The sequence below is a fragment of the Streptomyces sp. NPDC047525 genome (assembly GCF_040643025.1).
GTDB lineage: Bacteria > Actinomycetota > Actinomycetes > Streptomycetales > Streptomycetaceae > Streptomyces > Streptomyces durmitorensis.
Genome location: NZ_JBEYTL010000006.1, coordinates 109,460 through 132,917 on the forward strand (window position 1 = coordinate 109,460; position 23,458 = coordinate 132,917).

17 protein-coding genes and 2 pseudogenes are annotated in these 23,458 nt (G+C 73.1%); 12 read left to right on the top strand and 7 right to left on the bottom strand.

Translation table 11 applies throughout. From position 1 onward, the window contains the following. Window positions 1–8: 8 nt before the first annotated feature. The 4 genes from ABZ833_RS18670 (at window position 9) to ABZ833_RS18685 (ending at window position 5,078) form a co-directional block, all read left to right on the top strand. Window positions 9–635, top strand: a complete 627-nt coding sequence (locus tag ABZ833_RS18670) for a YigZ family protein (RefSeq protein WP_361047810.1) — start codon at window positions 9–11, stop codon at window positions 633–635. A 113-nt stretch (window positions 636–748) separates the two neighbouring features. Further along, a complete protein-coding gene (locus ABZ833_RS18675) occupies window positions 749–3,106 on the top strand; it encodes an FHA domain-containing protein (protein ID WP_361047812.1) in 2,358 nt (785 codons plus the stop codon). Between the two features lie 11 nt (window positions 3,107–3,117). After that, window positions 3,118–4,056 (top strand): hypothetical protein, encoded by a 939-nt coding sequence (locus ABZ833_RS18680; RefSeq protein WP_361047814.1) that lies wholly within the window; start codon window positions 3,118–3,120, stop codon window positions 4,054–4,056. Next, on the top strand, window positions 4,056–5,078 hold the full coding sequence (locus tag ABZ833_RS18685; RefSeq protein WP_361047817.1) for a serine/threonine-protein kinase: 1,023 nt from the start codon (window positions 4,056–4,058) through the stop codon (window positions 5,076–5,078). The genes ABZ833_RS18680 and ABZ833_RS18685 overlap by 1 nt, the downstream gene beginning before the upstream one ends. On the opposite strand, the gene ABZ833_RS18690 is transcribed toward ABZ833_RS18685, so the two are convergent. Next, on the bottom strand, window positions 5,075–6,274 hold the full coding sequence (locus ABZ833_RS18690) for a streptophobe family protein (RefSeq protein ID WP_361048739.1): 1,200 nt from the start codon (window positions 6,272–6,274) through the stop codon (window positions 5,075–5,077). The genes ABZ833_RS18685 and ABZ833_RS18690 overlap by 4 nt on opposite strands. 325 nt (window positions 6,275–6,599) lie before the next feature. On the opposite strand from ABZ833_RS18690, the gene ABZ833_RS18695 reads away from it, so the two are divergent. The 3 genes from ABZ833_RS18695 to ABZ833_RS18705 all read left to right on the top strand — a co-directional run bounded on the left by ABZ833_RS18695 (window position 6,600) and on the right by ABZ833_RS18705 (window position 12,185). Then, entirely contained in the window at window positions 6,600–7,781 is a 1,182-nt protein-coding gene (locus ABZ833_RS18695; RefSeq protein ID WP_361047820.1) for a DUF6777 domain-containing protein, read from the top strand. A gap of 127 nt (window positions 7,782–7,908) precedes the next feature. Further along, window positions 7,909–9,072: an exonuclease SbcCD subunit D gene (locus ABZ833_RS18700; protein WP_361047822.1), complete on the top strand. Its 1,164-nt coding sequence runs from the start codon at window positions 7,909–7,911 to the stop codon at window positions 9,070–9,072. Then, window positions 9,069–12,185 carry an SMC family ATPase gene (locus ABZ833_RS18705; RefSeq protein ID WP_361047824.1) on the top strand — a complete coding sequence of 1,039 codons (3,117 nt, stop codon included), beginning with the start codon at window positions 9,069–9,071 and terminating at the stop codon, window positions 12,183–12,185. The genes ABZ833_RS18700 and ABZ833_RS18705 overlap by 4 nt, the downstream gene beginning before the upstream one ends. Before the next feature lie 10 nt (window positions 12,186–12,195). On the opposite strand, the gene ABZ833_RS18710 is transcribed toward ABZ833_RS18705, so the two are convergent. After that, window positions 12,196–12,642, bottom strand: coding sequence for an Lrp/AsnC family transcriptional regulator (locus tag ABZ833_RS18710; protein WP_361047827.1), 447 nt, complete (start codon window positions 12,640–12,642; stop codon window positions 12,196–12,198). Between the two features lie 94 nt (window positions 12,643–12,736). On the opposite strand from ABZ833_RS18710, the gene ABZ833_RS18715 reads away from it, so the two are divergent. Then, window positions 12,737–13,309: a rhodanese-like domain-containing protein gene (locus ABZ833_RS18715; RefSeq protein WP_361047829.1), complete on the top strand. Its 573-nt coding sequence runs from the start codon at window positions 12,737–12,739 to the stop codon at window positions 13,307–13,309. A gap of 41 nt (window positions 13,310–13,350) precedes the next feature. Beyond that, a pseudogene (locus tag ABZ833_RS18720) lies at window positions 13,351–13,473 on the top strand (3-ketoacyl-ACP reductase); the annotation flags it as partial. 99 nt (window positions 13,474–13,572) lie between these two features. On the opposite strand, the gene ABZ833_RS18725 reads toward ABZ833_RS18720, so the two are convergent. Together ABZ833_RS18725 and ABZ833_RS18730 are read right to left on the bottom strand one after the other, a co-directional pair. Beyond that, window positions 13,573–15,291: a DUF885 domain-containing protein gene (locus tag ABZ833_RS18725; RefSeq protein ID WP_361047832.1), complete on the bottom strand. Its 1,719-nt coding sequence runs from the start codon at window positions 15,289–15,291 to the stop codon at window positions 13,573–13,575. Between the two features lie 35 nt (window positions 15,292–15,326). After that, window positions 15,327–15,839, bottom strand: a complete 513-nt coding sequence (locus ABZ833_RS18730) for an Lrp/AsnC family transcriptional regulator (RefSeq protein WP_361047835.1) — start codon at window positions 15,837–15,839, stop codon at window positions 15,327–15,329. Window positions 15,840–15,899: 60 nt separating this feature from the next. Here ABZ833_RS18730 and ABZ833_RS18735 point away from each other — a divergent pair, with 60 nt between their 5' ends. After that, a complete protein-coding gene (locus tag ABZ833_RS18735) occupies window positions 15,900–17,174 on the top strand; it encodes a PLP-dependent transferase (RefSeq protein ID WP_361047837.1) in 1,275 nt (424 codons plus the stop codon). Here the strand turns inward: ABZ833_RS18735 and ABZ833_RS18740 are convergent. Beyond that, entirely contained in the window at window positions 17,122–18,585 is a 1,464-nt protein-coding gene (locus tag ABZ833_RS18740) for a GNAT family N-acetyltransferase (protein WP_361047840.1), read from the bottom strand. The genes ABZ833_RS18735 and ABZ833_RS18740 overlap by 53 nt on opposite strands. Before the next feature lie 153 nt (window positions 18,586–18,738). Next, entirely contained in the window at window positions 18,739–20,322 is a 1,584-nt protein-coding gene (locus ABZ833_RS18745; protein ID WP_361047843.1) for an alkaline phosphatase D family protein, read from the bottom strand. 298 nt (window positions 20,323–20,620) lie between these two features. Between ABZ833_RS18745 and ABZ833_RS18750 the strand changes: the two genes are divergently transcribed. Next, window positions 20,621–21,031 (top strand): VOC family protein, encoded by a 411-nt coding sequence (locus ABZ833_RS18750; protein ID WP_249591339.1) that lies wholly within the window; start codon window positions 20,621–20,623, stop codon window positions 21,029–21,031. On the opposite strand, the gene ABZ833_RS18755 is transcribed toward ABZ833_RS18750, so the two are convergent. Then, entirely contained in the window at window positions 21,032–22,489 is a 1,458-nt protein-coding gene (locus ABZ833_RS18755; RefSeq protein WP_361047845.1) for a PLP-dependent aminotransferase family protein, read from the bottom strand. It lies immediately after the preceding gene. Between the two features lie 112 nt (window positions 22,490–22,601). Here ABZ833_RS18755 and ABZ833_RS18760 point away from each other — a divergent pair. After that, a pseudogene (locus ABZ833_RS18760) lies at window positions 22,602–23,438 on the top strand (EamA family transporter); the annotation flags it as partial. Window positions 23,439–23,458: the final 20 nt, after the last annotated feature.

Below are 23,458 nucleotides of genomic sequence, written 5' to 3' on the forward strand. Positions count from 1 at the left end.
CTGGCGTGATGCACGACGAGTACCGCACAGTGGCCCGCGAGGCCGTGCACGAGACCGAGATCAACCGCTCGCGCTTCCTGTGCGCCCTCGCGCCCGCGGCCACCGAGGGGGAGGCCCAGGACTTCGTCGCGCGCATCCGCAAGGAGCACCCGTCCGCGTCGCACAACTGCTTCGCGTACGTCATCGGGGCCGACGCCGGGGTGCAGAAGGCCAGCGACGACGGCGAGCCCGGCGGGACCGCCGGTGTGCCGATGCTCCAGATGCTGCTGCGCCGCGACATGCGGTACGTCGTCGCCGTCGTGACCCGCTACTACGGAGGGGTCAAGCTCGGTGCGGGCGGACTGATCAGGGCCTACGGAGGAGCGGTCGGCGAGGCGCTCGACGCGGTCGGCACGCTGACCCGCAGGCGCTTCAGGCTCGCCACCGTCACGGTCGACCACCAGCGGGCGGGAAAGATCCAGAACGACCTGCGGTCGGCGGGGCGCACGGTGCGTGACGTCCGCTACGGGGACGCGGTGACCATCGAGATCGGCCTTCCCGACGCCGACGTGGAGGCCTTCACGGCCTGGCTCGCGGACGCGACCGCGGGCAGCGCGGTGTTCGAGCTCGGCGGGGAGGCGTACGGGGACGCCTGATGCGCGGCGGGGAGCTCGGCGGGGCTCCCGGCAGGACTCCCGGAGGGGCGCTCGGCCCAGGGTGAGGCCATCGACCCCAGGCGTGAATGCGTCCGAATGGGTAGAATTCGGGCATGGGAGAGCGGCCTGTAACGCCGACTGCGCCCGAACTCGTCCTGGAGACCGACACCGGTTCCACCGTGATGAGTCCGAGCCGGGACTATCACGTCGGGCGCGATCCACTGAGCGACATCGTCATCGACGATGCCCGCGTCTCCTGGCACCACGCCGTCCTCCACGCCGAGCTCGACCACTGGACGATCGAGGACGAGCACAGCACGAACGGCACGTACGCCGACGGGCGGCGCATCCACGAGTGGGGCGTCGGACCCGGCAGCATCCTCCGCTTCGGCAGCGTCGCGGACGGCCCGCGCGCGGTGCTCGTCGGCCGTGCGCCACCCCCGCCGGCCGCCCCCGAGCGCCCCTCCGCCGTCCGCACCCCGTCGGCCACCGGCACCTTCCGGCAGCCCACGACCGTGCGCCCGCTGCCCGCCCGTACCGTCCGCATCGGCCGCGCCGCCGACAACGACCTGGTCATCGACGATCTGGTCGTCTCCCGCCGCCACGCCGAACTGCGGGTCCTCGCGGACGGCACGTACGAGATCGTCGACCTCGGCAGCCACAACGGCACCTACCTCAACGGCCAGCCGGTCGGCCGCGCCCCGGTCCTGCCCGGGGACATCGTCGGCGTCGGCCACCGCGCGTACTGCCTCGTGGGCGATGAGCTGCAGGAGTACGTCGACACCGGCGAGGTGTCGCTCGACGTCCAGGAGCTGACGGTCGCCGTCGACAAGGGCCGCAAGACGCTCCTCGACAAGATCTCCTTCCCCGTCGGCGAGAAGTGCCTGCTCGCCGTGGTCGGTCCCAGCGGCGCCGGGAAGTCGACCCTCCTCAACGCCCTCACCGGTCTGCGCCCCGCCGACGACGGCACCGTCCTCTACGACGGCCGCGACCTCTACCGCGACTACGCCGAGCTCCGCCAGCGCATCGGTCTCGTGCCGCAGGACGACATCCTGCACGCGCAGCTCACCGTGCGCCGTGCCCTCGGATACGCCGCCGAACTGCGCTTCCCCCAGGACACCGAGAAGGCCGAACGCCGGGCCAGGGTCGACGAGGTCATCCGTGAGCTCGGCCTCGAGCAGCGCGTCGACCAGCCCATCCACAGCCTCTCCGGCGGACAGCGCAAGCGCGTGAGCGTCGCACTCGAACTCCTCACCAAGCCGTCCCTGCTCTTCCTGGACGAGCCGACGTCCGGGCTCGACCCCGGCATGGACCGCTCGGTGATGCACATGCTGCGCGGCCTCGCCGACGACGGCCGCACGGTCATCGTCGTCACGCACAGCGTGCTCAGCCTCGACGGGTGCGACCGGCTCCTCGTGCTCGCGGCGGGCGGCAGAATCGCCTACTACGGGCCGCCGCAGGACGCGCTGCCGTTCTTCGGCTTCGAGGAGTGGCCCGAGGCGTTCGAGGCCTTCGAGGGGGACCGCGACCGGGACTGGGCGGAAGAGTACCGGCGCTCGCCGTTCCACCAGCAGTACATCGTCAACTCCTCCGCGCAGCCGTACCTGCCGCAGGGGGCCGCGGCTCCGGCCGCCGGCTACGCGCCGCCGCCGAAGGCACAGAGCTGGGGGTCCCAGCTGCGGACGCTGGTGCGGCGGTACGCGGCCGCGCTCGGCGCGGACCGGACGTTCCTCGCGATCATGGTCGCGCTGCCGTTCGTGATGGGCGCCATGGCCCGCGCGCTGGCCGGGAGCAAGCTGACGCAGGAGACGGCGATGAACGCGCTGCTCATCCTGTGCGTGGGCGGAGTCCTGACCGGCGCGGCCAACGCCGTGCGGGAACTGGTCAAGGAGCGTGTCATCTACCGGCGCGAACGGGCCGTGGGGCTCTCCAGATCGGCGTACCTGATGTCCAAGGTCGTCGTCCTGGGAACGATCACCGTGCTGCAGGCCGTCGTGCTGACCCTGGTGGCGCTGCTCGGCGTCGATCTCAACGCACCCGGCGGCGAGGGCGTGCTGCTGCCGCCGCTCGTCGAGATCACCCTGGCGGTGGCCCTCCTGGCGTTCACGGCCATGATGCTGGGGCTCCTGGTCTCGGCCCTGGTGCGCAAGGAAGAGGTGACGATGCCGCTGCTCGTGCTCCTGGCGATCGTCCAGGTGGTGTTCTGCGGCGCGCTCCTGAAGCTCAACGGAGTGCCCGGCGTCGAGCAGCTGGCGTGGCTCGTGCCCTCGCGGTGGGCGCTGGGCGCGATGGCGGGGACCATCGGGCTCGGCAGGATCGTGCCCGGTGAGCTGACGGCCGATCCGCTGTTCCGCCACTCGGCGGGTGTCTGGCTGCTCAACATGGGCATGCTGGTGGCTCTCTGCGTCGTCTTCGGATACGCGGTCGCCAGGCTCCTGCGACGGCACGAACCCGCCGTCATGCGGAAGTAGGGGCGGACGGGATGACCACCGCCGACTTCCGGCCCACACATGTCGTCCCCCAGGACGGGCTGCCCGCCTGGGAGGCGCCGGACGTGAACCGCCCGACGGCGCCGCTCGACGCGCTGCTGCCCGTGCACCTGGCCGACCGGCTCGGCGACTGGGGCCGGATCGTCTGCGCCAACGGCTGGTCGGCCTGGATCGACGCCCGCCTCCTGATCGCCGTACCCCGCGACCCCCCGGCCGCGGGCCACCCCCTGACCCGCACGGCGGATCCCGGTCCGCTCCTGGCGAGAACGGAGGAGGCGCTGAGCCGCTATCGCCGCGCGACGCAGGACCTGTCGACCGGCGACACCGACGGAGAGTCCTTCCGCAGCCGGACGCGCGGACTGCGGGTGGGCATGGTGGTGGACGGCGAGTCGATGTGGCTCTACGACGCGGAACACGAGCGGTGGGTGTACTGCGACGGGACACGCCTGAGCACGTACGCGGCGGGGGAGACCCCGAGCGCGCAGCCCGCCGCGGACGGGACACCGAAGGGCGACCCACAGCCACCGCAGTCCGAGGCCGCGGCGGAGCAGGGCGGGGCGGGGCCGGTGAGCGGCGGGGGTGCGGTGGGCCCGGAGCCGACGCGGGTGGTGGAGGCCGCCCGTGACCCCGGGCAGGCGCAGGAGCTGTCCGGCGCCGGGGTGCCGGAGGCGACGCAGGTCGTGGGCGCGGCGGACCCGGACGCGGCGCACGCGTCACCCCGTGAAGACAGCGCCCGTCGTGACCCGCCCGTGAGTGGCGCGGCGGAGCCCACGCAGGTGGTTGAAGCCGTTCCCGGGGCGGGGGCCCTTCTCGATTCCGATTCCGATTCCGCCTCCGCTTCCGCTCCTGATCCGTACGGTCAAGAAGCCACCCGTCGCATTCCGCCCGTCACGGTCGACTCCGATCCGCCCCTTCGGCCCGGTGACGCCTGATGGGGACCGCACCGCGCGACGACGTGTCGGCGAGCGCGAGTCCCCCTTCCGGGCGGCCCTCCGACCTCGTCGGGAGGCAGATCGCGGGCTACCGCGTCGAGCGTGAGATCGGGCGCGGCGGCATGGCCGTCGTCTATCGCGCCAAGGATCTGCGGCTCGACCGGACCGTCGCCCTGAAGCTGCTCGCCCCCGAGCTCGCCCGCAACGACACGTTCCGGCAGCGCTTCACGCACGAGTCGCGCGTGGCCGCCGCGATCGAGCATCCGCACATCGTGCCGGTCTTCGAGGCGGGCGAGACGGACGGTCTGCTCTACATCGCCATGCGGTACGTTCCCGGGCTCGACCTGCGCCACCTGCTCGACGAATCGGGTCCGCTCCCCGTCGGAGCCGCTCTCCGCATCGCCGCGCAGGTCGCTTCCGCGCTCGACGCGGCCCACGATCACGGACTGGTCCACCGCGACGTCAAGCCCGGCAACATCCTCGTGGCCAAGGGCACGGACAGCGACCACCCGGAGCACGTCTACCTCACGGACTTCGGCCTGACGAAGAAGTCCCTTTCGCTGACCGGTTTCACCACCGTGGGCCAGTTCGTCGGCACCCTCGACTACGTGGCGCCGGAGCAGATCTCGGGCCGTCCCGTGGACGGCAGGTGCGACGTCTACAGCCTGGCCTGCGTCGTCCACGAGACCATGGCCGGCGGCCCGCCCTTCCAGCGTGACGACGACATGGCCCTGCTCTGGGCCCACCAGTACGACCAGCCGCCCCGCCTGACCGAGAAGCGCCCCGAGGTCCCCGCGGCCCTCGACGGCGTCCTCGCGAAGGCGCTGGCCAAGAGCCCGGACGACCGGTACGGCTCCTGCCTGGAGTTCGCGGCCGCGCTGCGAGCGGCGGTCACCGGAAGCGCGGAGGGGCACCCCCCGACGCAGGTGGACCTCCACGTCGTGGGCGCCCGCCAGGACCCGGGAGCGCCTCCGGAGCCGCCGAACTGGGCACGTCCCGTCTTCCGGCGGCTGCCCGGCTAGGGCTCTGCGGGCCCGTCGTCCGCCACGTCGCCGCGCCGGTGGACCCGCCGCGCGAGCAGGCCGCCGATGAACCCGGTGACCAGGCCCCAGGCCACGGCGAGGATCAGCGCGGTACCCAGCTGGGGATCCAGTTTCACCAGGCCGGACAGGCCGCCGCCGAGATCCCCGATGCCCAGGAGCGACAGGCCGTAGTGGGCGGAGAGGCGGGCGAGCAGACAGACGGCGAGCACGGTGAGTGCCAGCGCCACCGCCATGTGCACGGCGTGCTGCCAGGCCCGCATCCGGGCGGGCGAGCGCGCGGCCATGAGGAACGCGGCCCCCAGGACCATGACCGCCGCGACGACCAGGAGCCACCACACCCGGCCGTCGTAGTCGGAGAGCGTCCGCAGACTGAGCGTGGAGTCCTCCGGAGTACGCAGTACGTCGTCCAGGACGCGCGGCATGGGCAGTCCGAACGGCCCGTCCACGCGGCCTTCCCAGGACGCGCCGAGCCCCAGGGTGAACGCGAGCCAGACGAGGTTGGGCAGCCCGAGCAGCAGTACCGCGAGCGTCTCTGCGGCATGCCCCTTGGCCGCCGCCACGACCAGGCCGATGACCAGCCCCAGGGCGACGTACGCGAGCAGCAGGACCACCATGGCGTAGGCGGCCGGACGCACCGACTCCTGGAACCGCACCAGGCGGGCGGGGAGCGGGGCCCCGCGCGAGACCAGCAGCGCCACGGCGAGGACGCCCACCAGCCACAGCAGCCCGAACACGAGGGTCAGCGGCACATCGGTCTCGAAGCCGACCTTGGGCGATCCCGCGCCCAGCAGGTCACCCACGTCGGCCGCGTCCCCCTCCCCGAGCGAGATCGTGAACCGGTGGCGCGCCAGCAGGCCCAGGCCGATGAGGAGCAGGACCCACAGCACCGCGAACCGGGCGGCCCAGCCGAGGAGTTCCTTCGCGTCGGCGACGGCCCGGTGCCGCAGCGGCCTGAGGAATCCGGCGCCGACCACCAGAGCTCCGGCGAGGGTGACCGAGAGGGGGAGCACGGAGAGCCCCGCGTTCGTCTCGGCGATGGCCCCGGCGTCGCCGGAGAGCCCGACGGAGCCGCCGACCGCCATCACGACGACGGCCGCGACGACACTGGGGAACGCGCCGTCCGGCAGGTCCGCCGCCCCGGCGGCCCACAGGCCGAGCGCGGCGACGACGGCCATGGCCACCAGTGCGGCGAGCACGGCGACCAAGGCGTGGGGCCAGCCGTGGGGGGCCCGCCGGCTCTGCTGGGCGCGTTGCGCTCCTGCCCGCTCAGGCGGTGTCTGGTCGCTCACGTTGTCACGCTAAGCAGCGCCGGGGCTGCCCGCCCGTCGGGAGGGCCGACCGCGTCGGCTTGCGGGTCCCCGGGAGCCGGGACACACAATAGGCGCGTAACGGATTTATGCGTGCAGAGCGGTCGAAGGGTGACCGCAGACGTGTGCCGCAGCAGGGCCCTACACAGGGAACGTGTGCCGCAGCAGGCCCCGACACAGGGAAGAAGTGTTCGTGAGCGTCGAACCGCCGTCGTCAGGACGCCCCACAGGACCCCCGTCAGGCCCGCTCTCGGGCCCTTCGCAGCCGGGGGAGACCCAGGCAGGTTCGACGCCGCCGACCAGCGGGGACCGGCCGTCGCCGCCCCCGGGCGGTCCGCCGAGCGGTCCTCCGGGTGACACTCCGAGTGGCCCTCCCGGAGGCGCGAGCCCGGACGAGGGTCCCGGCGGGGGTCCGGAGCCGGACCGCCCCTGGTGGAGGTCGGCGCCGCGCGTGGCGGCGATCTCCCTCGTGCTCGTGGCCGCTGTCGTGCTGACCGTCGTGCTCACGCGGCCCGACAGCTCGGACGGCACCAAGGACGCGGGCGGCGAGGTCATCCTCCAGCCCGCGGGGAAGTCGGGCCCCGACCCCTTCACCGAGTCGACGGCACGGGACGACTCCACGCCCTCGTCACCGAGCGCGCTGCCGAGCTCATCGGCATCGGCCAATGTGACGCGCGGCGTCGACGGCTCCGCCCCCGGCCTCTACGGCGGGACGCGCAAGGTCGGAAGCTGCGACGTGGAGAAGCAGGTCACCGCCCTCAAGGGGGACCCGGCGAAGAACAAGGCGTTCGCCTCGGTCCTCGACATCGACGCGTCAGCAGTCCCCGCCTACCTGCGGGCGCTCACGCCCGTGCAACTGCGCATGGACACGCGCGTCACCAACCACGGATACCGCGACGGCGCCCCCACCTCCTACCAGGCCGTCCTCCAGGCGGGCACCGCCGTGCTCGTCGACGACCGGGGCGTGCCGCGCGTGCGCTGCGCCTGCGGGAACCCGCTGCTTCCTCCCGTCGCGCAGAAGACCCCGAAGCGGACGGGCGACGCGTGGCCCGGGTACCAGTCCTCGAACGTCGTGGTCGTGGCGCCCGCCGTTCAGGTCGTGAACGTGTTCGTCATGTACGACCCGAAGAGCGGCGACTGGTTCGAACGTGACAAGGGCGACACGGGCGCCGGTGACACGAAGACCGAACCGCCGGTGACAGAGCCGTCTCCGTCGGCCTCCACTTCCTCGTCCTCCTCCTCGTCCCCGCCCCCGTCCTCCGGCGAGCCCTCCTCACCGCCTGCCTCGTCCGAGCCGCAGACACCCTCCTCGCAACAGGAGCAGCCGCCGACCTCGCAGTCCGCGCAACCGCCGTCGTCGCCGGTGGCAGATTGAGGTTCGTGATCGCGCAGGTGCCGACAGGCGCTAGCGTGGTGGGTGCTGTCGGCGAGGCCCGTGCTGGGGCGGTGCTGGATCCGCGGCACAGGAGGGGTTGAGCGAGCATGCGGGCCGGAGCGGCGTCTTGAGAATTCTGCACACGTCCGACTGGCATCTGGGCCGGTCGTTCCACCGCGTGAACATGCTCGGCGCCCAGGCCGAGTTCATCGGCCACCTCGTCGCCACGGCGCGGGAGCGCGAGGTGGACGCCGTCGTCGTGTCCGGGGACGTGTACGACAGGGCGGTGCCCCCGCTCGCCGCCGTCGAGCTCTTCGACGACGCGCTGCACCGGCTCGCGGACCTCGGCGTCCCGACGGTGATGATCTCCGGCAACCACGACTCGGCGCGCCGCCTCGGTGTCGGTGCCGGACTCATCGGCCGCGCGGGCATCCACCTGCGCACCGCGCCCGCCGCCTGCGCGGACCCGGTGGTCCTTGCCGACGACCATGGGGACGTGGCGTTCTACGGCCTCCCCTACCTCGAACCGGCGCTGGTCAAGGACGAGTTCGGGGTGAAGCGGGCCGGTCACGAGGCGGTGCTCGGCGCCGCCATGGACCGGGTGCGCGCCGACCTGGCCGCCCGGACGCTGGGCACCCGCTCCGTCGTCCTCGCCCACGCCTTCGTCACCGGCGGCGAGGCAAGCGACAGCGAGCGGGACATCACGATCGGCGGGGTGGCCGCCGTGCCCTCCGGCGTCTTCGACGGCGTCGACTACGTGGCGCTCGGCCACCTGCACGGCAGCCAGGCCATCAGTGAGCGCGTCCGCTACTCGGGCTCCCCGCTGCCGTACTCGTTCTCCGAGTCCGCGCACCGCAAGAGCATGTGGCTCGTCGACCTCGGCGGAAGCGGAGAGATCGAGGCCGAGCGGATCGACTGCCCGGTGCCGCGCCCGCTCGCCCGCGTCCGGGGCGACATCGAGACGCTGCTCGCCGACCCGGAGCTCGCCCGCCACGAGGAGGCCTGGGTCGAGGCGACGCTCACCGACCCGGTGCGCCCCGACGACCCCATGGCCCGCCTCTGCGAGCGCTTCCCGCACACCCTCAGCCTCGCCTTCGACCCGGAACGCAGCCCCGAGGACCCGGACGTCTCGTACGCCCAGCGCCTGAAGGGCCGCAGCGACCAGCAGATCGCGGAGGACTTCGTGACCCATGTGCGGGGCGCGGGACCCGATGTGCCCGAACAGGCGGTGCTGCGGGCGGCGTTCGACACCGTGCGCACCGACGACACGGTGCGCGAGGTGGCCCGATGAGGCTGCACCGGCTCCGGATCACCGCGTTCGGCCCCTTCGGCACCACCCAGGACATCGACTTCGACGAGCTCTCCGCCGCCGGGCTCTTCCTGCTGCACGGGCCGACCGGCGCCGGGAAGACCTCCGTCCTGGACGCCGTCTGCTACGGCCTGTACGGCTCGGTGCCGGGACCCCGGCAGGGCAGCGGCCAGGGCGTGACCCTGCGCAGCGACCACGCGCAGCCCGCCGTGCGGACGGAGGTGTGCCTCGAACTCACCGTCGCGGGACGCCGGTTGGAGGTCACCCGGCAGCCGCCGTGGGAGCGCCCGAAGAAGCGCGGCACCGGCACCACCATGGAGAAGGCGCAGAGCTGGCTCCGGGAGTACGACGCGGCCGACGACGGCGGCGCGTGGAAGGACCTCAGCCGCTCCCACCAGGAGATCGGCGAGGAGATCACACAGCTGCTCGGCATGAGCAAGGAGCAGTTCTGCCAGGTGGTGCTGTTGCCCCAGGGCGACTTCGCGCGCTTCCTGCGGGCCGACGCCGAGGCCCGCGGCAAACTGCTCGGGCGGCTCTTCGACACGCGCAGGTTCGCCGCGGTCGAGCAGCGACTCGCCGATCAGCGGCGCGATGCCGAGGGTGCGGTGCGGGAAGGGGACAGGGAGCTCCTCGCCGACGCGCACCGGATGCAGCAGGCCGCAGGGGGCACCCTTGAGGACCTTGAGTACGCGGAGTCGCCGCTGCCCGATCTTTCGCCCGGCGATCCCGGGCTCGCCGAGTCCGTCCTCGCCTGGGCCGCCGTGGCCCGCGCCGGCGCCCGTGAACGGCGCACGATCGCCGGGTGCGCTCTCACGGCCGCGGAATCCGTGCAGGCCGCTGCGGGGCGCCGACTGGACGACGTACGCGAACTCGACCGGCTGCAAAGGCGGTTCGGCCAGGCGCGGGAGCGGGCCGCGCGCCTTGAGGGGCGCGCGGAGGAACACCGGGAGAGGCAGACCCGGATGGACCGGGCGCGCAAGGCCGAGAGGGTCGCCCCCACGCTCGGCCTTCGCCGGGCCGCCGAGGAGGAGCACCGCCGCGCGACCGTCGAAGAGACACGCGCGCGCGGCCACCTGCCCGCCACGTTCGCCGACTCCGGCGCGTCGGGACTCGCCGCCGCCGCGCGCAAGGCCGCCGAAGAGCTCGGCGGCCTCGACTCCGCCCGGCGCGCCGAGCGCCGCCTCGCCGAACTCACCACGGAACGTGCCTCCTTGGAGCGCGAGGAGCGGGCCGACGACGAGCTGCTGCGCGAGGCGGCGGACTGGCTGGAGGGCTGGGACGCGAATCGGACCGCGCTCCAGGAGCGCATCGAGTCCGCCCAGGAGGCGGCCACGCGTGCGGAGCACCTCGCGGGCCAACTGGAGCCCGCCCAGGGCAGGCTGGACGCGGCCCGCCGCCGCGACCGCCTCGCCCAGGAGGCGACCGTCGCCCACGAGCGCGCACTCGCGGCCCGCGAGCACGCCACCACGGCCCACGAACACTGGCTGACCCTGAAGGAACAGCGCCTCACCGGTATCGCCGCGGAGCTGGCCGCGGGCCTGAGTGACGGCACCCCCTGCGCGGTCTGCGGAGCCACCGAACACCCCGCGCCCGCACCGAAGACCGCGGGTCACGTCGACCGCGCCACGGAGGAGTCGGCGCTCGCCGCGTACCGGCAGGCGGAGGAGCGGCGCACGGAGCGGGAGCGGCACCTCGGCGAGGTGCGCGAGTCGCTGGCGGCGGCCGGGGCGGCGGCGCTCGGGTCGTCCGGCGGGGACGCCGCCACCGGGGTGGATGCCGCCACCGAGGAGGCGGACGCCGGGCGATCGGCGGTCATGGCGCTCCCGGAAGGCCCCTCGGCCGAGCAACTCGCCGCATTTGTCGAGAAGGTGCGAGGGGAACACGCCGATGCGCGGGGCCGCGCATCGGGCCTGCACGCCGCCCGGGAGGCCCTCGCCCAGGTCGAGCGTGAGCACGACCGCAGGGTCGCCGTGCAGCAGGAGGCCGCCGTGCGGGCCGCGTCGCGTGCCGCCCTTCGGGACACCCTCGACCGCGAACAGGCGTCCCTGGACGTCGAGTTGACCCGGGCGCGGGGCGCAAGCGGCAGCGTCGCCGCCCGCGCCTCCCAGCTGGAGCGGCAGACCGCGCTCCTGAGCGAGGCGGCGGAAGCCGCACGCGTCGCCGACGACACCGCCCAGCGGCTCAAGGACGCCGACGCGCGACTCGCCGACGCCGCCTTCCGCGCCGGGTTCGACACGCCGAGGGCCGCGGCCGAAGCCCTGCTCGACGACGCGCGCCACCGCGAGCTGCAGCACCGTATCGACGCGTGGCAGAACGAAGAGGCGGCGGTGCGTTCGCTCCTCGCCGAGCCGGACGCGGCCGCCGCGGCCCAGCAGCCGCCCGCCGACCTGCGAGCCGCCCAGGAAGCCGCCGAGCAGGCCGACGGGCTGGCCCGAGCTGCCGCCTCCGCGCTCGACGCGGCCACGCGGCGCTGCACCGAACTCGACCGGCTCTCCGAGCGGTCGGCCGCCGGGGCCCGGCGGCTCGCGCCGCTGCGCGCCGAGTACGACCGCGTGGCGCGCCTCGCGGGCCTCGCCGCGGGCACGTCGGCGGACAACGAACGCAAGATGCGCCTGGAGTCCTACGTCCTGGCCGCCCGGCTCGAACAGGTAGCCGCCGCGGCGACCGCACGCCTTCGGCGCATGTCGTCGGGCCGCTACACCCTCGTCCACTCCGACGACCGCACGGGGCGCGGCCGTTCGGGCCTCGGCCTGCACGTGGTCGACGCGTGGACGGGCCGCGAGCGCGACACGTCCACGCTCTCCGGCGGCGAGACCTTCTTCGCCTCGCTCGCCCTCGCCCTCGGCCTCGCGGACGTCGTCACCGACGAGGCGGGCGGCGTACGGCTCGACACCCTCTTCATCGACGAGGGCTTCGGCAGCCTGGACGACCAGACGCTCGACGAGGTGCTCGACGTCCTGGACTCACTGCGCGAGCGGGACCGCAGTGTCGGCATCGTGAGCCACGTGGCGGACCTGCGGCGCCGCGTCCACGCGCAGCTGGAGGTCGAGAAGGGGCGCGCGGGCTCAGTCGTACGGCAGCGCGGCGGGGTGTGAGGGAGCGCGGTCAGCGGCCCAGCGGGCGCCTCGGCAGGGGCGAGGAGTAGACGATGCTGGTGGTCACGGACCCCAGCGCGCCGATCTTCCCCGCGACCTCCTCCAGGTGGCTCATCGAGCGTGCCGCGACCTTGATCACGAAACAGTCGTCGCCGGTGACGTGGTGCGCCTCGAGGACTTCGGGGGTCGTCTCGACCAGGTCGTGGAACGGCTTGTAATTGCCGTTCGGGTAGCGCAGCCGCACGAACGCCAGGATGGGCAGGCCGAGCCGCTCCGGATCGACCACGGCCGCGTACCCCTGGATCACGCCCGCCTCCTCCAGGCGGCGGACCCGTTCGGTGACGGCGCTTGCGGACATGGAGACGGCACGCGCCAGCTCGGCGTAGCTGGCGCGGCCCTCACGCTGGAGGACATCGAGGATGCGCCAGTCGGTGGCGTCCGTGGAATAACCGGTCATGACTGAGAGGTAACAGGGGAATCCCCGGCTGATCAAGGGGTACGCCGGTGATCGGCTCTTCTGGGTCCGCGGCGTCGCCCGTAGATTTTTGGCCATGAGCGCAACGACGAAGACACAGCACACCGAAGCGAAGACCGCCACGAGCACGGCCGCGAGCACCGCCTCCGGTAGCGCCGGTGGCGCCCTGGCCGCCCCCGCCGGCGCCCCGAACTCCGTCCTGCGGGTCGCCCCCGCATCCCCGGCTGCCGCCGCCGCGTACTTCGGCGCGAGCCTCGCCTTCCACGCCGACGTGTCCGACGTCGCCTCGGCGCTCGCCGCCGACGGCGACCCCGGTTTCGTCGTGGTCGACTCCCGCTCGACCGAGTCCTGGGACCAGGGGCACATCCCCGGCGCCGTCCACCTGCCCACCGCGCTCATCCCGGAGCAGGCCGAGCAACTCCTCGACAAGGCCGTCCCCGTCGTCACGTACTGCTGGGGCCCCGGCTGCAACGGCGCCACCCGCGCCGCCCTCGCCCTGGCCCAACTGGGCTTCCAGGTCAAGGAGATGCTGGGCGGCTTCGAGTACTGGGCCCGCGAGGGCTTCGGGTTCGAGACCTGGGAGGGCGCCGAGCGCCGCACGCCCGACCCCCTGACGGCCCCGCTGGACGCGGAGGACTGCGGCTGCTGAGAGGGGACGGCGGGGCGAGCGCGATCCTCTGCCGCTGCGTGGCCGTGCCCCGGGGCGCCGACCGCCCCGCCGACGTCGCCGCCGGAGTGCGCGAGGCGCTCGGAGATCCGGCGGCGGACGTCCACCACGGGCCCGTCTATCTGGCGGACCCCGCAGCCCCGGCCCCGTGGACACGGATTACCTGACGGGCGACGACTGCGCGGCCATCGCCGCCAGGTGATCGACTCCGAAGGCGGGTTCCGCCGTTGAGGCGGCCCTGTTCCTCAGAGCGCCGACAACTCGTCCACCAGGTCGTCGAGCCCCAGCGACCCCTGCGACAGCGCGGCCATGTGCCACGCCTTCGCGTCGAACGCCTCGCCCAGGCGCCGCTGTGCGTTCTCGCGGCCGAGCAGCCAGGCCCGCTCGCCCAGTTTGTAGCCGATGGCCTGGCCGGGGATGGAGAGATAGCGGGTCATCTCGCTCTCCACGTACTCCGTGGGGCGGCTGCAGTGCGCGTCGTAGAACTCCTGCGCGAGGTCAGGGGTCCAGCGCTCGCCCGGGTGGAAGGGCGCGTCCGCCGGGATCTCCAGCTCCAGGTGCATGCCGATGTCGACGATGACGCGCAGCGCCCGCATCATCTGGGCGTCCAGATAGCCCAGCCTGCGCTCGGCGTCGTTAAGGAAGCCGAGCTCGTCCATGAGCCGCTCCGCGTAGAGCGCCCAGCCCTCCGCGTTGGCGCTGACGAGGCCGATCGTCGCCTGGTAGCGCGAGAGGTTCTCCGCGACGTGCGCCCACTGGGCGAGCTGGAGGTGATGGCCGGGCACGCCCTCGTGGTACCAGGTGGAGACCAGGTCGTAGACGGGGAAACGCGTCTCGCCCATCGTCGGCAGCCAGGTCCGCCCGGGGCGCGAGAAGTCCTCCGACGGGCCGGTGTAGTACGGGGCCGCCGCGCCGCCCGGAGGGGCGATGCGGGACTCCACCCTCCGCACCCGCTCGGCGAGTTCGAAGTGGGTGCCGTCCAGCGCCTCGATCGCCTCGTCCATCAGCTCTTGGAGCCAGACCCGTGCCTCCTCCACGCCCTCGATGTGCGTGCCGTGCTCGTCGAGGTGCGCGAGCGCCACCCACGGCGTGGCCGCGCCGGGCAGGATCTTCTCGGCCTCGGTGCGCATCTCGGCCAGGAGCCGGTGGAATTCGGACCAGCCGTACGCGTACGCCTCGTCGAGGTCCAGGTCGGCGCCGTTGAAGTAGCGGGACCAGCGGGCGTAGCGCTCGCGGCCCACCGTGTCCGGAGCGCCCTCGATCGCGGGCGCGTACACGTCCCGCATCCAGTCGCGCAGCGCCACGACCGAAGCGGTGGCGGCCCGCGCCGCGTCGTCCAGTTCGGCGCGCAGCGCGTCGGGGCCGTCCGCGGCGAACTCCTCGAACCAGCCGCGGCCCTCGCTGCCGCCGGGACCCGCCCACTCGCCGAGCTGCCCGATGAAGGTGGCGGTGGGGCGCGGAGCCGCGAACAGCTTGCGCTCCAGGCCCAGTTCGAGCGAGGCCCGATACCCCTCGTACGCGGCCGGCACGGCCCGCAGCCGCTCGGCGATCGCCGCCCAGTCCTCGTCCGTCTCCATGGGCGTCACCGTGAAGATCTCGCGCACCGCGTGCGGCATCGTGTGCAGATTGCCGACCGCGCGCAGCCCCTCGTCGGCCTCGTGCACGGCGATCTCGGCGGTGAGCCTTTCGCGCAGCAGACGCGCGCACCGGCGCTCGGCGTCACTGTCGGCTCCGGGCACACGCTCCGCGTCGTCGAGCCGGGCGAGCGTCGTGCGGGCAAGCTCCGCGATGGCGTCCTGGCCCGCCGGTGAGGTGTCCGGGAGTCTGCTGTGGCTGGCCTTGACGCCGAGGAACGTGCCGTTGATGGGGTCGAGGGCGATGAGTTCGTCGACGTAGGCGTCGGCGACCTGGCGAGGCAGCGGGCTCCTGCTCTCGCTCGCGTTCGGGATCTTCGTGTCTGACATGCGGACATCCTCGTACGAGGGACCCGTCCGCGTCATCAGGATGGGCCGGGGGCCCGCCCTTGGTCATCGGCCCCGGCGCCCGGCGGCAGGAGCGGCCCGCACTCCCACTGCTGGAAGATCAACCGTGTCTCCACGCGGGCCACTTCGCGCCGGGACGTGAATTCGTCGAGGACGAGCCGCTGGAGGTCGGCCGTGTCGGCCACCGCCACATGCACCAGATAGTCGTCGGGCCCCGCGAGATGAAACACCGACCGGGACTCGGGCAGCGCCCTGATCCGCTCCACGAACGGCCCGACGAGCTCCCGCCGGTGCGGTCGCACCTGGACGGAGAGCAGCGCCTCCAGGCCGCGACCGAGCTTCGTCGGGTCGAGCCGCAGCTGGTGCCCGAGGATCACACCGGAGCGGCGCAGCCGGGAGATCCGGTCCAGACAGGTCGACGGGGCGACGCCGACCTGGACCGCGAGATCGCGGTAGGTGATCCGGGCATCGTTCTGCAGCAGCCGCAGTATGCGGAGATCCACCGGGTCAAGTACGACAGATTCGGCCACTCGCCGAACGTAGCACGGGGTTCAACTACCAGAGACCGGCCTTTGTTCAGGCTGTACGGCATGGACACGAACACCGCATCCCGCACCGGATCCGGCCACCGGGCCGCACCGGCGTCAGCACAGTCGGGGCCGCGCGCCCTCGCGACCGAGGCCGTGCACGCCGGACGCGACGACCTCGCCGGGCTCGGCCTGCACGCCGCGCCGATCGACCTGTCCACCACCTACCCGTCGTACGACACCCGCGGCGAGGCGGCGCGCATCGACGCCTTCGCCGCCGACGGCGCCCTGGACGAAGGGCCGCCCGTCTACGCCCGCCTCGCGAACCCGACCGTCGCCCGCTTCGAGACCGCCCTGGCCCGGCTCGAAGGCACACAGAGCGCTGTCGCGTTCGCGAGCGGCATGGCGGCGCTGACCGCGGTCCTTCTCGCACGGGGAGCGGCAGGCCTGCGCCATGTCGTCGCGGTCCGCCCGCTGTACGGGTGCAGCGACCACCTGCTGACGGCGGGGCTCCTGGGCTCCGAGGTGACCTGGGTCGACCCCGCGGGGATCGCCGACGCCATCCGCCCCGACACGGGCCTGGTGCTCGTCGAGTCGCCCGCCAATCCGACGCTTGCCGAACTCGATCTGCGCGCGGTGGCCAAGGACTGCGGCACGGTGCCGCTGCTCGCCGACAACACCTTCGCGACGCCCGTCCTGCAACGGCCCGCCGAGAGCGGGGCGCGGCTCGTGCTGCACAGCGCGACCAAGTACCTGGGCGGCCATGGCGACGTACTCGGCGGTGTGGTCGCGTGCGACGAGGAGTTCGCGCGCCGGCTGCGGCAGGTCCGGTTCGCCACCGGCGGGGTGCTGCATCCGCTCGCCGGGTATTTGCTCCTGCGCGGCCTTTCCACGTTGCCGGTGCGGGTGCGTGCCGCCTCCGCGAACGCGGCGGAACTGGCCCGCCGGCTTGCCGCCGACCCGCGCGTGCGCCGCGTGCACTATCCGCGGCTCGGCGGCGCCATGGTCGCCTTCGAGGTCATCGGCGACCCGCACGCGGTGACCGCCGGGGTGCGGTTGATCACCCCGGCGGTCAGCCTCGGCAGCGTCGACACGCTCATCCAGCATCCGGCGTCCATCAGCCACCGGGTCGTGGACGCAGTGGACCGGCGGTCCTCGGGCGTGAGCGACAGCCTGCTGCGCCTGTCGGCCGGGCTCGAGGACGTCGACGACCTGTGGCGGGACCTCGACGGCGCCCTCGGCCCGCAGCCGTCCCGCACCGACGTGCGGGCCTCAGCTCCTCGGGTCAGCGCTGCTCCGACCGACCCTGCGGCTGGTCGTACGGCAGTCGGGAGTTGACCGGCGTGGCTTCGAGGCGGGCGGTGATGACCAGCGTGCCTTCCTCGATCTGGTAGTCGAGGGGAAGGCCGAGGCCGCGCATCGCCGCGACCATGCCCGTGTTGGACGCCTGCGTCACCGCGTACACGCTCTCGCAGCCCGCCTCGACCGCCAGCGTCACCAGACGGCCGAGCAGTTCGCTGCCGATGCCGCGGCGCTGCCAGTCGTCCTCGACGAGCAGCGCGATCTCGGTCTCGTCGCCGTCCCACAGTAGATGGCCGATGCCGACGATGCGCCCGGACGCGGTCTGCACCGCGAGGGTGCGGCCGAACCGCGGGCTGAGCAGGTGGTTGAGATAGCGGTCGGCGTCCCGCACGGGGCCGTGGTAGCGCATGCCGAGCGTGCGCTGGGAGCAGCGCTCGTGCATGGCCTTGGCCGCGTCGACGTCGGCGGTGTCGGCCCGGCGCACGGTGATGGAGCTGCCCTCGGCGAGCGTCAGTACGTCCTGACTGCGCGGGATGCGCGGGCCGAGCCGGGTGTCGAGCTCGACCAGGGCACGCGCGCGGGCGAACTCGGTGGGCGTGAACGGCAGGTACGGCCGCTCCACGGTGATCACTTCACCGTCCGGGGCCTGCAGCCGCAGCACCGTCCCCTCACCTTCGAGACCGCCCTCGACGGGCGCGCCGTCCGCGGGCTTGTCGGGCCGTGGCCCGGACGCGGTGCCCTGCGCCTTCGCGGGCAGCGAGCGGATGGTGCAGCGGCCCAGCAACTGGCGCAGCGCGAGCGGCAGTTCGGCGGCGTCCAGGGCGGTGCGGGTGGCCAGGCCGAGGATGCGGGTGGGGGCGTCCACCAGGTCGTGGGCGTCCGCACGCTCGATCCAGGTGCCCGAGCCGCCCGCGTGGGCGACGCCCCGGGTGATCTCGGCCGCGGGCAGATCGGCGGGGGCGCGCAGCAGGAACTCGTCGACGGTGCCTTCGGCCAGCGGGTGCGCCTGGAGGCTCAGGATGTCGACCTTGCCGTGGGCGAGCGCCGTGCACAGGGCGGCGAGCGAGCCTGGCTCGTCCCGCACGGTGGTGCGCATCCGCCACAGCGTCGTCGCCCCTGCGGACGACTCCGTGGCGAGGGCCCCGGCCCGCTCCATGGCCGTCGGGGACCCGGTCCGCTGCCCGGCGGTGTCCGGCCGGGCGCCGGTATCGTCCGCCGTCGGGGGTGCGTGGTTGTGGCGGCGTGCCCACCATGTGTGGAACCCGACCGTGGCGCACAGCACCACGGCCGAGATCACGAGCAGGGCGGGGCCGTCGGGGCCGTGCCCGATCATGTTCGCCACCGCGTCGGCCACGGCCACGGCCGTGAACAGGGCGGCGAGCTCCACCAGATCCCGCCGCCAGTGGTGAACGGGACGGCCGTGTTTGGTTCGCGTCACATCAGACATGTCTGCACTCATACAGCCACTGTGGAGGAAGGGTGTTGCGTGATCACGAACGTTTTGTGACTGACGAGTTAAGAGGCCTTCTGCCCGTTTAATTCCTCTTTGCTCGCGCTTGGAGTGCGGGCGTGACTCCTTGGTGTGCGTTCGGGGGCGAAATCACTGCTGTCCCACCCGGCCCGGCTGCAGCACCTTGGTGAACAGCACTCCGCCGCCCTCCTGCCGCAGCCGCACGGTCAGCTCGCCGCTGTCGCCGTCGATGTCGATCTCGCCGAAGTACTGCGGGGTCTCGGCCGGTGAGGTGTTGGCGCGGCTGGGCGCCTTGATGAAGCGCTGCTCGGGGCCGAACGTTCCGTCGAGCTTGAGGGCCTGGAACCCGCCCGCGGCAAGCGGTCCGGAAATGAACTCCCAGAACGGCGCGAAGTCCTTGAAGGCGGCGCGCGAGGGGTCGTAGTGCTGGGCCGACGTGTAGTGCACGTCGGTGGTCAGCCACACCGTTCCGGTGACCTTGCGGTGCTTGATGTGCCGCAGCAGCTCGGCGATCTGCAGCTCGCGGCCGAGCGGCGCGCCGGGATCGCCCTGCGCGACGGCCTCGAAGTTCGCCGAGCCGTCCGGCACGACGAGGCCAAGCGGCATGTCGGACGCGATGACCTTCCAGGTGGCGCGCGAGCGCGACAACTCGCGCTTGAGCCACTGCAGTTGCCGGGCGCCCAGGATGCCGGTGGTGTCGTCGGGCTGCCGGCCCGGCGAGTTGGCGTTGCGGTAGGAGCGCATGTCCAGGACGAACACGTCGAGGAGCGGTCCGTGCCGCTGCACGCGGTACACACGGCCGTCCTCGTCGCCCGGCTGGAGCGTCGAAATGGGGAAGTACTCGCTGAACGCCCGCAGGGAGCGCCCGGCGAGGACGTCCACGTTCTTCTCCGTGTAGCGGGCGTCGGTCAGGATCTGCCCCGGATACCAGTTGTTCTTCACCTCGTGGTCGTCCCACTGGACGATGGAGGGCACCTGCGCGTTGAAGCGCCGCAGGTTCTCGTCGAGCAGGTTGTAGCGGAAGGCGCCGCGGAACTCCGCGAGCGACTCGGCGACCTTCGACTTCTCCTCCGTGGTCACGTTCCGCCACACGTTGCCGTCGGGCAGGGTGACGCTGGGCAGGATGGGCCCGTCGGCGTAGATGTTGTCGCCGCTGCACAGGAAGAAGTCCGGGTCCCTGCGGCGCATCTCCTCGAAGATGCGCCAGCCGCCGCGGTCCGGGTTGATGCCCCATCCCTGGCCCGCGATGTCGCCCGACCACAGGAAGCGCACCCCTTCCTTGCGTCCCTTCGGAGTCGTACGGAACGTGCCGGTGACCGGCTCCCCGGTGCGTCTGGGGTCGTCGGGGTCGGCCAGGATCGCGCGGTAGTGGATCTGCTCGCCCGCGGGCAGCCCGCGCAGCCGCGTCGTCCCCGTGAAGTCGGTGTCCGGGCCGAGCACCGGGCCCTTCCAGCGGGTGGGGTTGCGGAACGACTCGGTGGCGGACGTCTCCACGATCATGCGGGCCGGACGGTCGGAACGCACCCACACCAGGCCCGCGTGCGCGGTCACGTCACCGGCCTGCACACCCCACTCGGCCCGCGGACGGCCCGACAGGGCGAACGCGGGAGCGGCCCCGGCCAGGGACGGCACGGCCAGCGCCGCCGGAACGGCGAGCGAGCCGCGCAGCACACTGCGGCGGCGAGGGGACGGGCTCGGCTGAGGGTGTGACATGAATGCGCCTCCAGTGACAGGTCAGACCAGTGTGCAGGGCCACAACTAGTGGTGCGCGGCGGCGCACACACAAACCACAAGTGAACAACTGCCCATGGGTGCAAGGGAACCGGTGTGCGAACGCTATGTCGCCCACAACGTCGCCCGAGGCGCCGACTACATCTCCGGTCGGAGGTCCCCGGTTGTAGGTTCCGGGCCCGCGACCGGGCCGGAAGGCCGATGCCCGAAGATCGTTCGCTGTCTAGGCTCGGCGGCAGCGGTGCGCGCCCGAGCGCGCCGCGCGCGAAGGGGGAGTCCCATGCCGGTCAACGGTCAGAGCCACATCCGCATCGCCCGCCCGTCCCGCGACCTCGCGGCGGCTGAGCGCTTCTGGGTGACGGGCCTCGGCCTGGACGTCGTATGGCGCTCGGAGGGCGGCGCCGCTCCGGGCGAGCACGACCTGCTCATGGCCGGATGGCCCGACGCCTCCTGGCATCTCGAACTCGTGCACGATGCGGACAAGCCGGTCCTGCCCCGCCCCACGGAGGAGGACCTGCTCGTCATCTATCTCGACGAGCCCGTCCCGGACGCGCTGGTGGCCCGCCTCGAGGCGCACGGCGGCACACGCGTCCCGTCGCCCAACCCGTACTGGAACGAGTGGGGCGTCACCGTCGAGGACCCGGACGGCTACCGCCTGGTGCTCTGCACGCGCGCGTGGTCCAACTCCTGATCAGGCCGTCCGGGCGGCATCGGCGAGCAGCCGCACTCCCTCGGTGATCCTGGCGGGCGTCAGGTGGGCGTAGCCGAGGACAAGGCTCACTTCCGGGCCGACCGCCGGGCGGTGTCTCACTCCGGAGCAGGACGCCGGGCCCCGGCCGTCGGCGTAATCGCTCAGCGGCCGGACCGCGACCCCGGCCGCCGAGGCCCGCCGCAGGAAGGCCTCCTGCGGCCCACAGCGTCCTGGCAGCCGGGCGATGACGTGCAGACCGGCGGCGATGCCGGTCACCTCCGTGCCGGGAAAGTGCTCGTCGAGCGCCGCGACGAGCACGTCCCTGCGCTCCCGGTAGGCGCGCTGACAGCGGCGCAACTGGCGGTCGTAGTCCCCGCGTTCGACGAAACGCGCGAGCAGCGCCTGGTCGAGCGCGGGATTGCCCAGGTCCATCATGCGCTTGCGCGCGACGACCTCGTCGGTCATCGACTCCGGCACGAGCAGCCAGCCGAGGCGCAGCCCCGGAGCGAGCGACTTGCTGACCGAGCCCGTGTACGCGACGTGCCCGGGGTCGAGCCCTTGCAGCGCGCCCACCGGGGCGCGGTCGTAGCGGAAGTCCCCGTCGTAGTCGTCCTCGACGACCAGGCCGTCCACGGAGCGCGCCCAGTCGAGGAGTTCGGTGCGCCGCCGTGCCGAGTAGCCGATCCCCAGGGGGAACTGATGGGCGGGCGTGGTGACCACCGCGCGCAGACCCCGCTCCCTCAGCACGCCCGTGACGACGCCCTCGTCGTCGACGGGGACCGGCACCGTGGCGACGTCCGCCGACGCGAACAGCTCGCCGTGCTGGGGGCTTCCGGGATCCTCGACGCCCACGGCGCGCACCCCGCGCGCGTGGAGCACGAATCCGACCAGCGCCATGGCCTGCGCCACTCCGGAGCAGACGACGATCGACTCGGGGTCCGCGACCACGCCACGGCGGCGTACGAGCAGTTCGGCCAGGGCCGTACGCAGCCGGGGAAGCCCGCGCGGATCCGGGTAGCCGAGAGCGTCGTGGGGCAGTTCGGCCAGGACGCCGCGGTGAGCGGCCGCCCACGCGGCGCGCGGGAACAGGGAGAGGTCGGGGGTGCCCGCGATGAAGTCCACGCGCGCGTGGACGGGACGCGGCGCCAGATCGCGTGTGCCTCGCGCGGCCGTGCGCGCGGCGCCGCCCACCCAGGTCCCCGCACCGCGGTCGCTGCGCAGATAGCCCTCGGCCGTCAACTGCTCGTACGCCTCGGTGACAAGCCCCCGTGACACCCCCAGATCGGCGGCGAGCTCACGGCTGGACGGCAGCCGCGTGCCCGGTGCGAGCCGCCCCGACCTGACCGCGTCGCGCAGCGCCGAACGGAGGCTGCGGCCACGGCTGCGGGCGGGCGCGGACGCGGCGGGGAGCAGCAGCTCCCAGGCGGCTGTACCGGCCTGGACCGATCTCGATGTCACCGGATGCGCCTCCAGAGGAGAGAAGGGAGGAAGTGGTTCCCCGAAGTGGTCCCCGAACCAGCCCCGGAAGTGGACCTTAAACCGGTCCGCTTCTCTTCCTAGCGTCAGGGACATGAACGCGAACCTCACACGCGGGTCCCTGCTGGCGGCCCTCGCCTGCCTCCTCGTAGGCGGCTCCTTCACCGCCAACAGCCTCCTGGGCGACTATCCGTACGCGGGCGGCCAGTTCCTGCGCTACGGCCTGGCCTGCCTGTTGCTCCTGCCGCTGCTCGGGCGGGGCGGCACGGCGCCGCTCCGCCGTCTGACGCGGCGCCAGTGGGGGCGCCTTTCGGTCCTCGCCGCCGTCGGCATGGTCGGCTTCAACCTGGCGATCCTCGCCGCCGAACGCACGGCGGAACCTGCCGTACCGGGTGTCTTCGTAGGCTGCGCCCCGGTCGTCGTGGCGGTCATCGTGCCGCTCCTTGAGGGGCGGCAGCCTCAACGGGCCGTCATGTACGGGGCGTTGATCGTGGCCGCGGGCGCCTTCACCGTGCAGGGGTGGGGCCGTACGGACGCGCTCGGCATCCTCTTCTCCGTGGGCGCGCTGGCGGGCGAGGTCGGCTTCGCGGTCCTGGCCGTCCCCGTGCTGCGACCGCTCGGCCCGAAGCTGCTCTCCGCCACGGTGTGCGGGATCGCCGCCGCCGAGTCCGCCGTCATCGGCGTCGTGGCCGACGGCGGCCAGTGGCTGCGGGTGCCCGACACCACCGAGGCGGCGGCCCTGCTGTGGCAGGCGGCGATCGTCACCGTCATCGGTTTCGTCTGCTGGTACTCGGGCATCCAGCGCATCGGCGCCGAGCGGGCCACCCTCTTCTCCGGTCTGATCCCCGTCGCGGCGGCCTTCACCGCGCCCTTGGTCGGCACCGGCACCTACGGCGCCCCGCAGGCCGTGGGCAGTGCGCTCGTCGGCGCCGGGGTGGCCCTGGGCTCCGG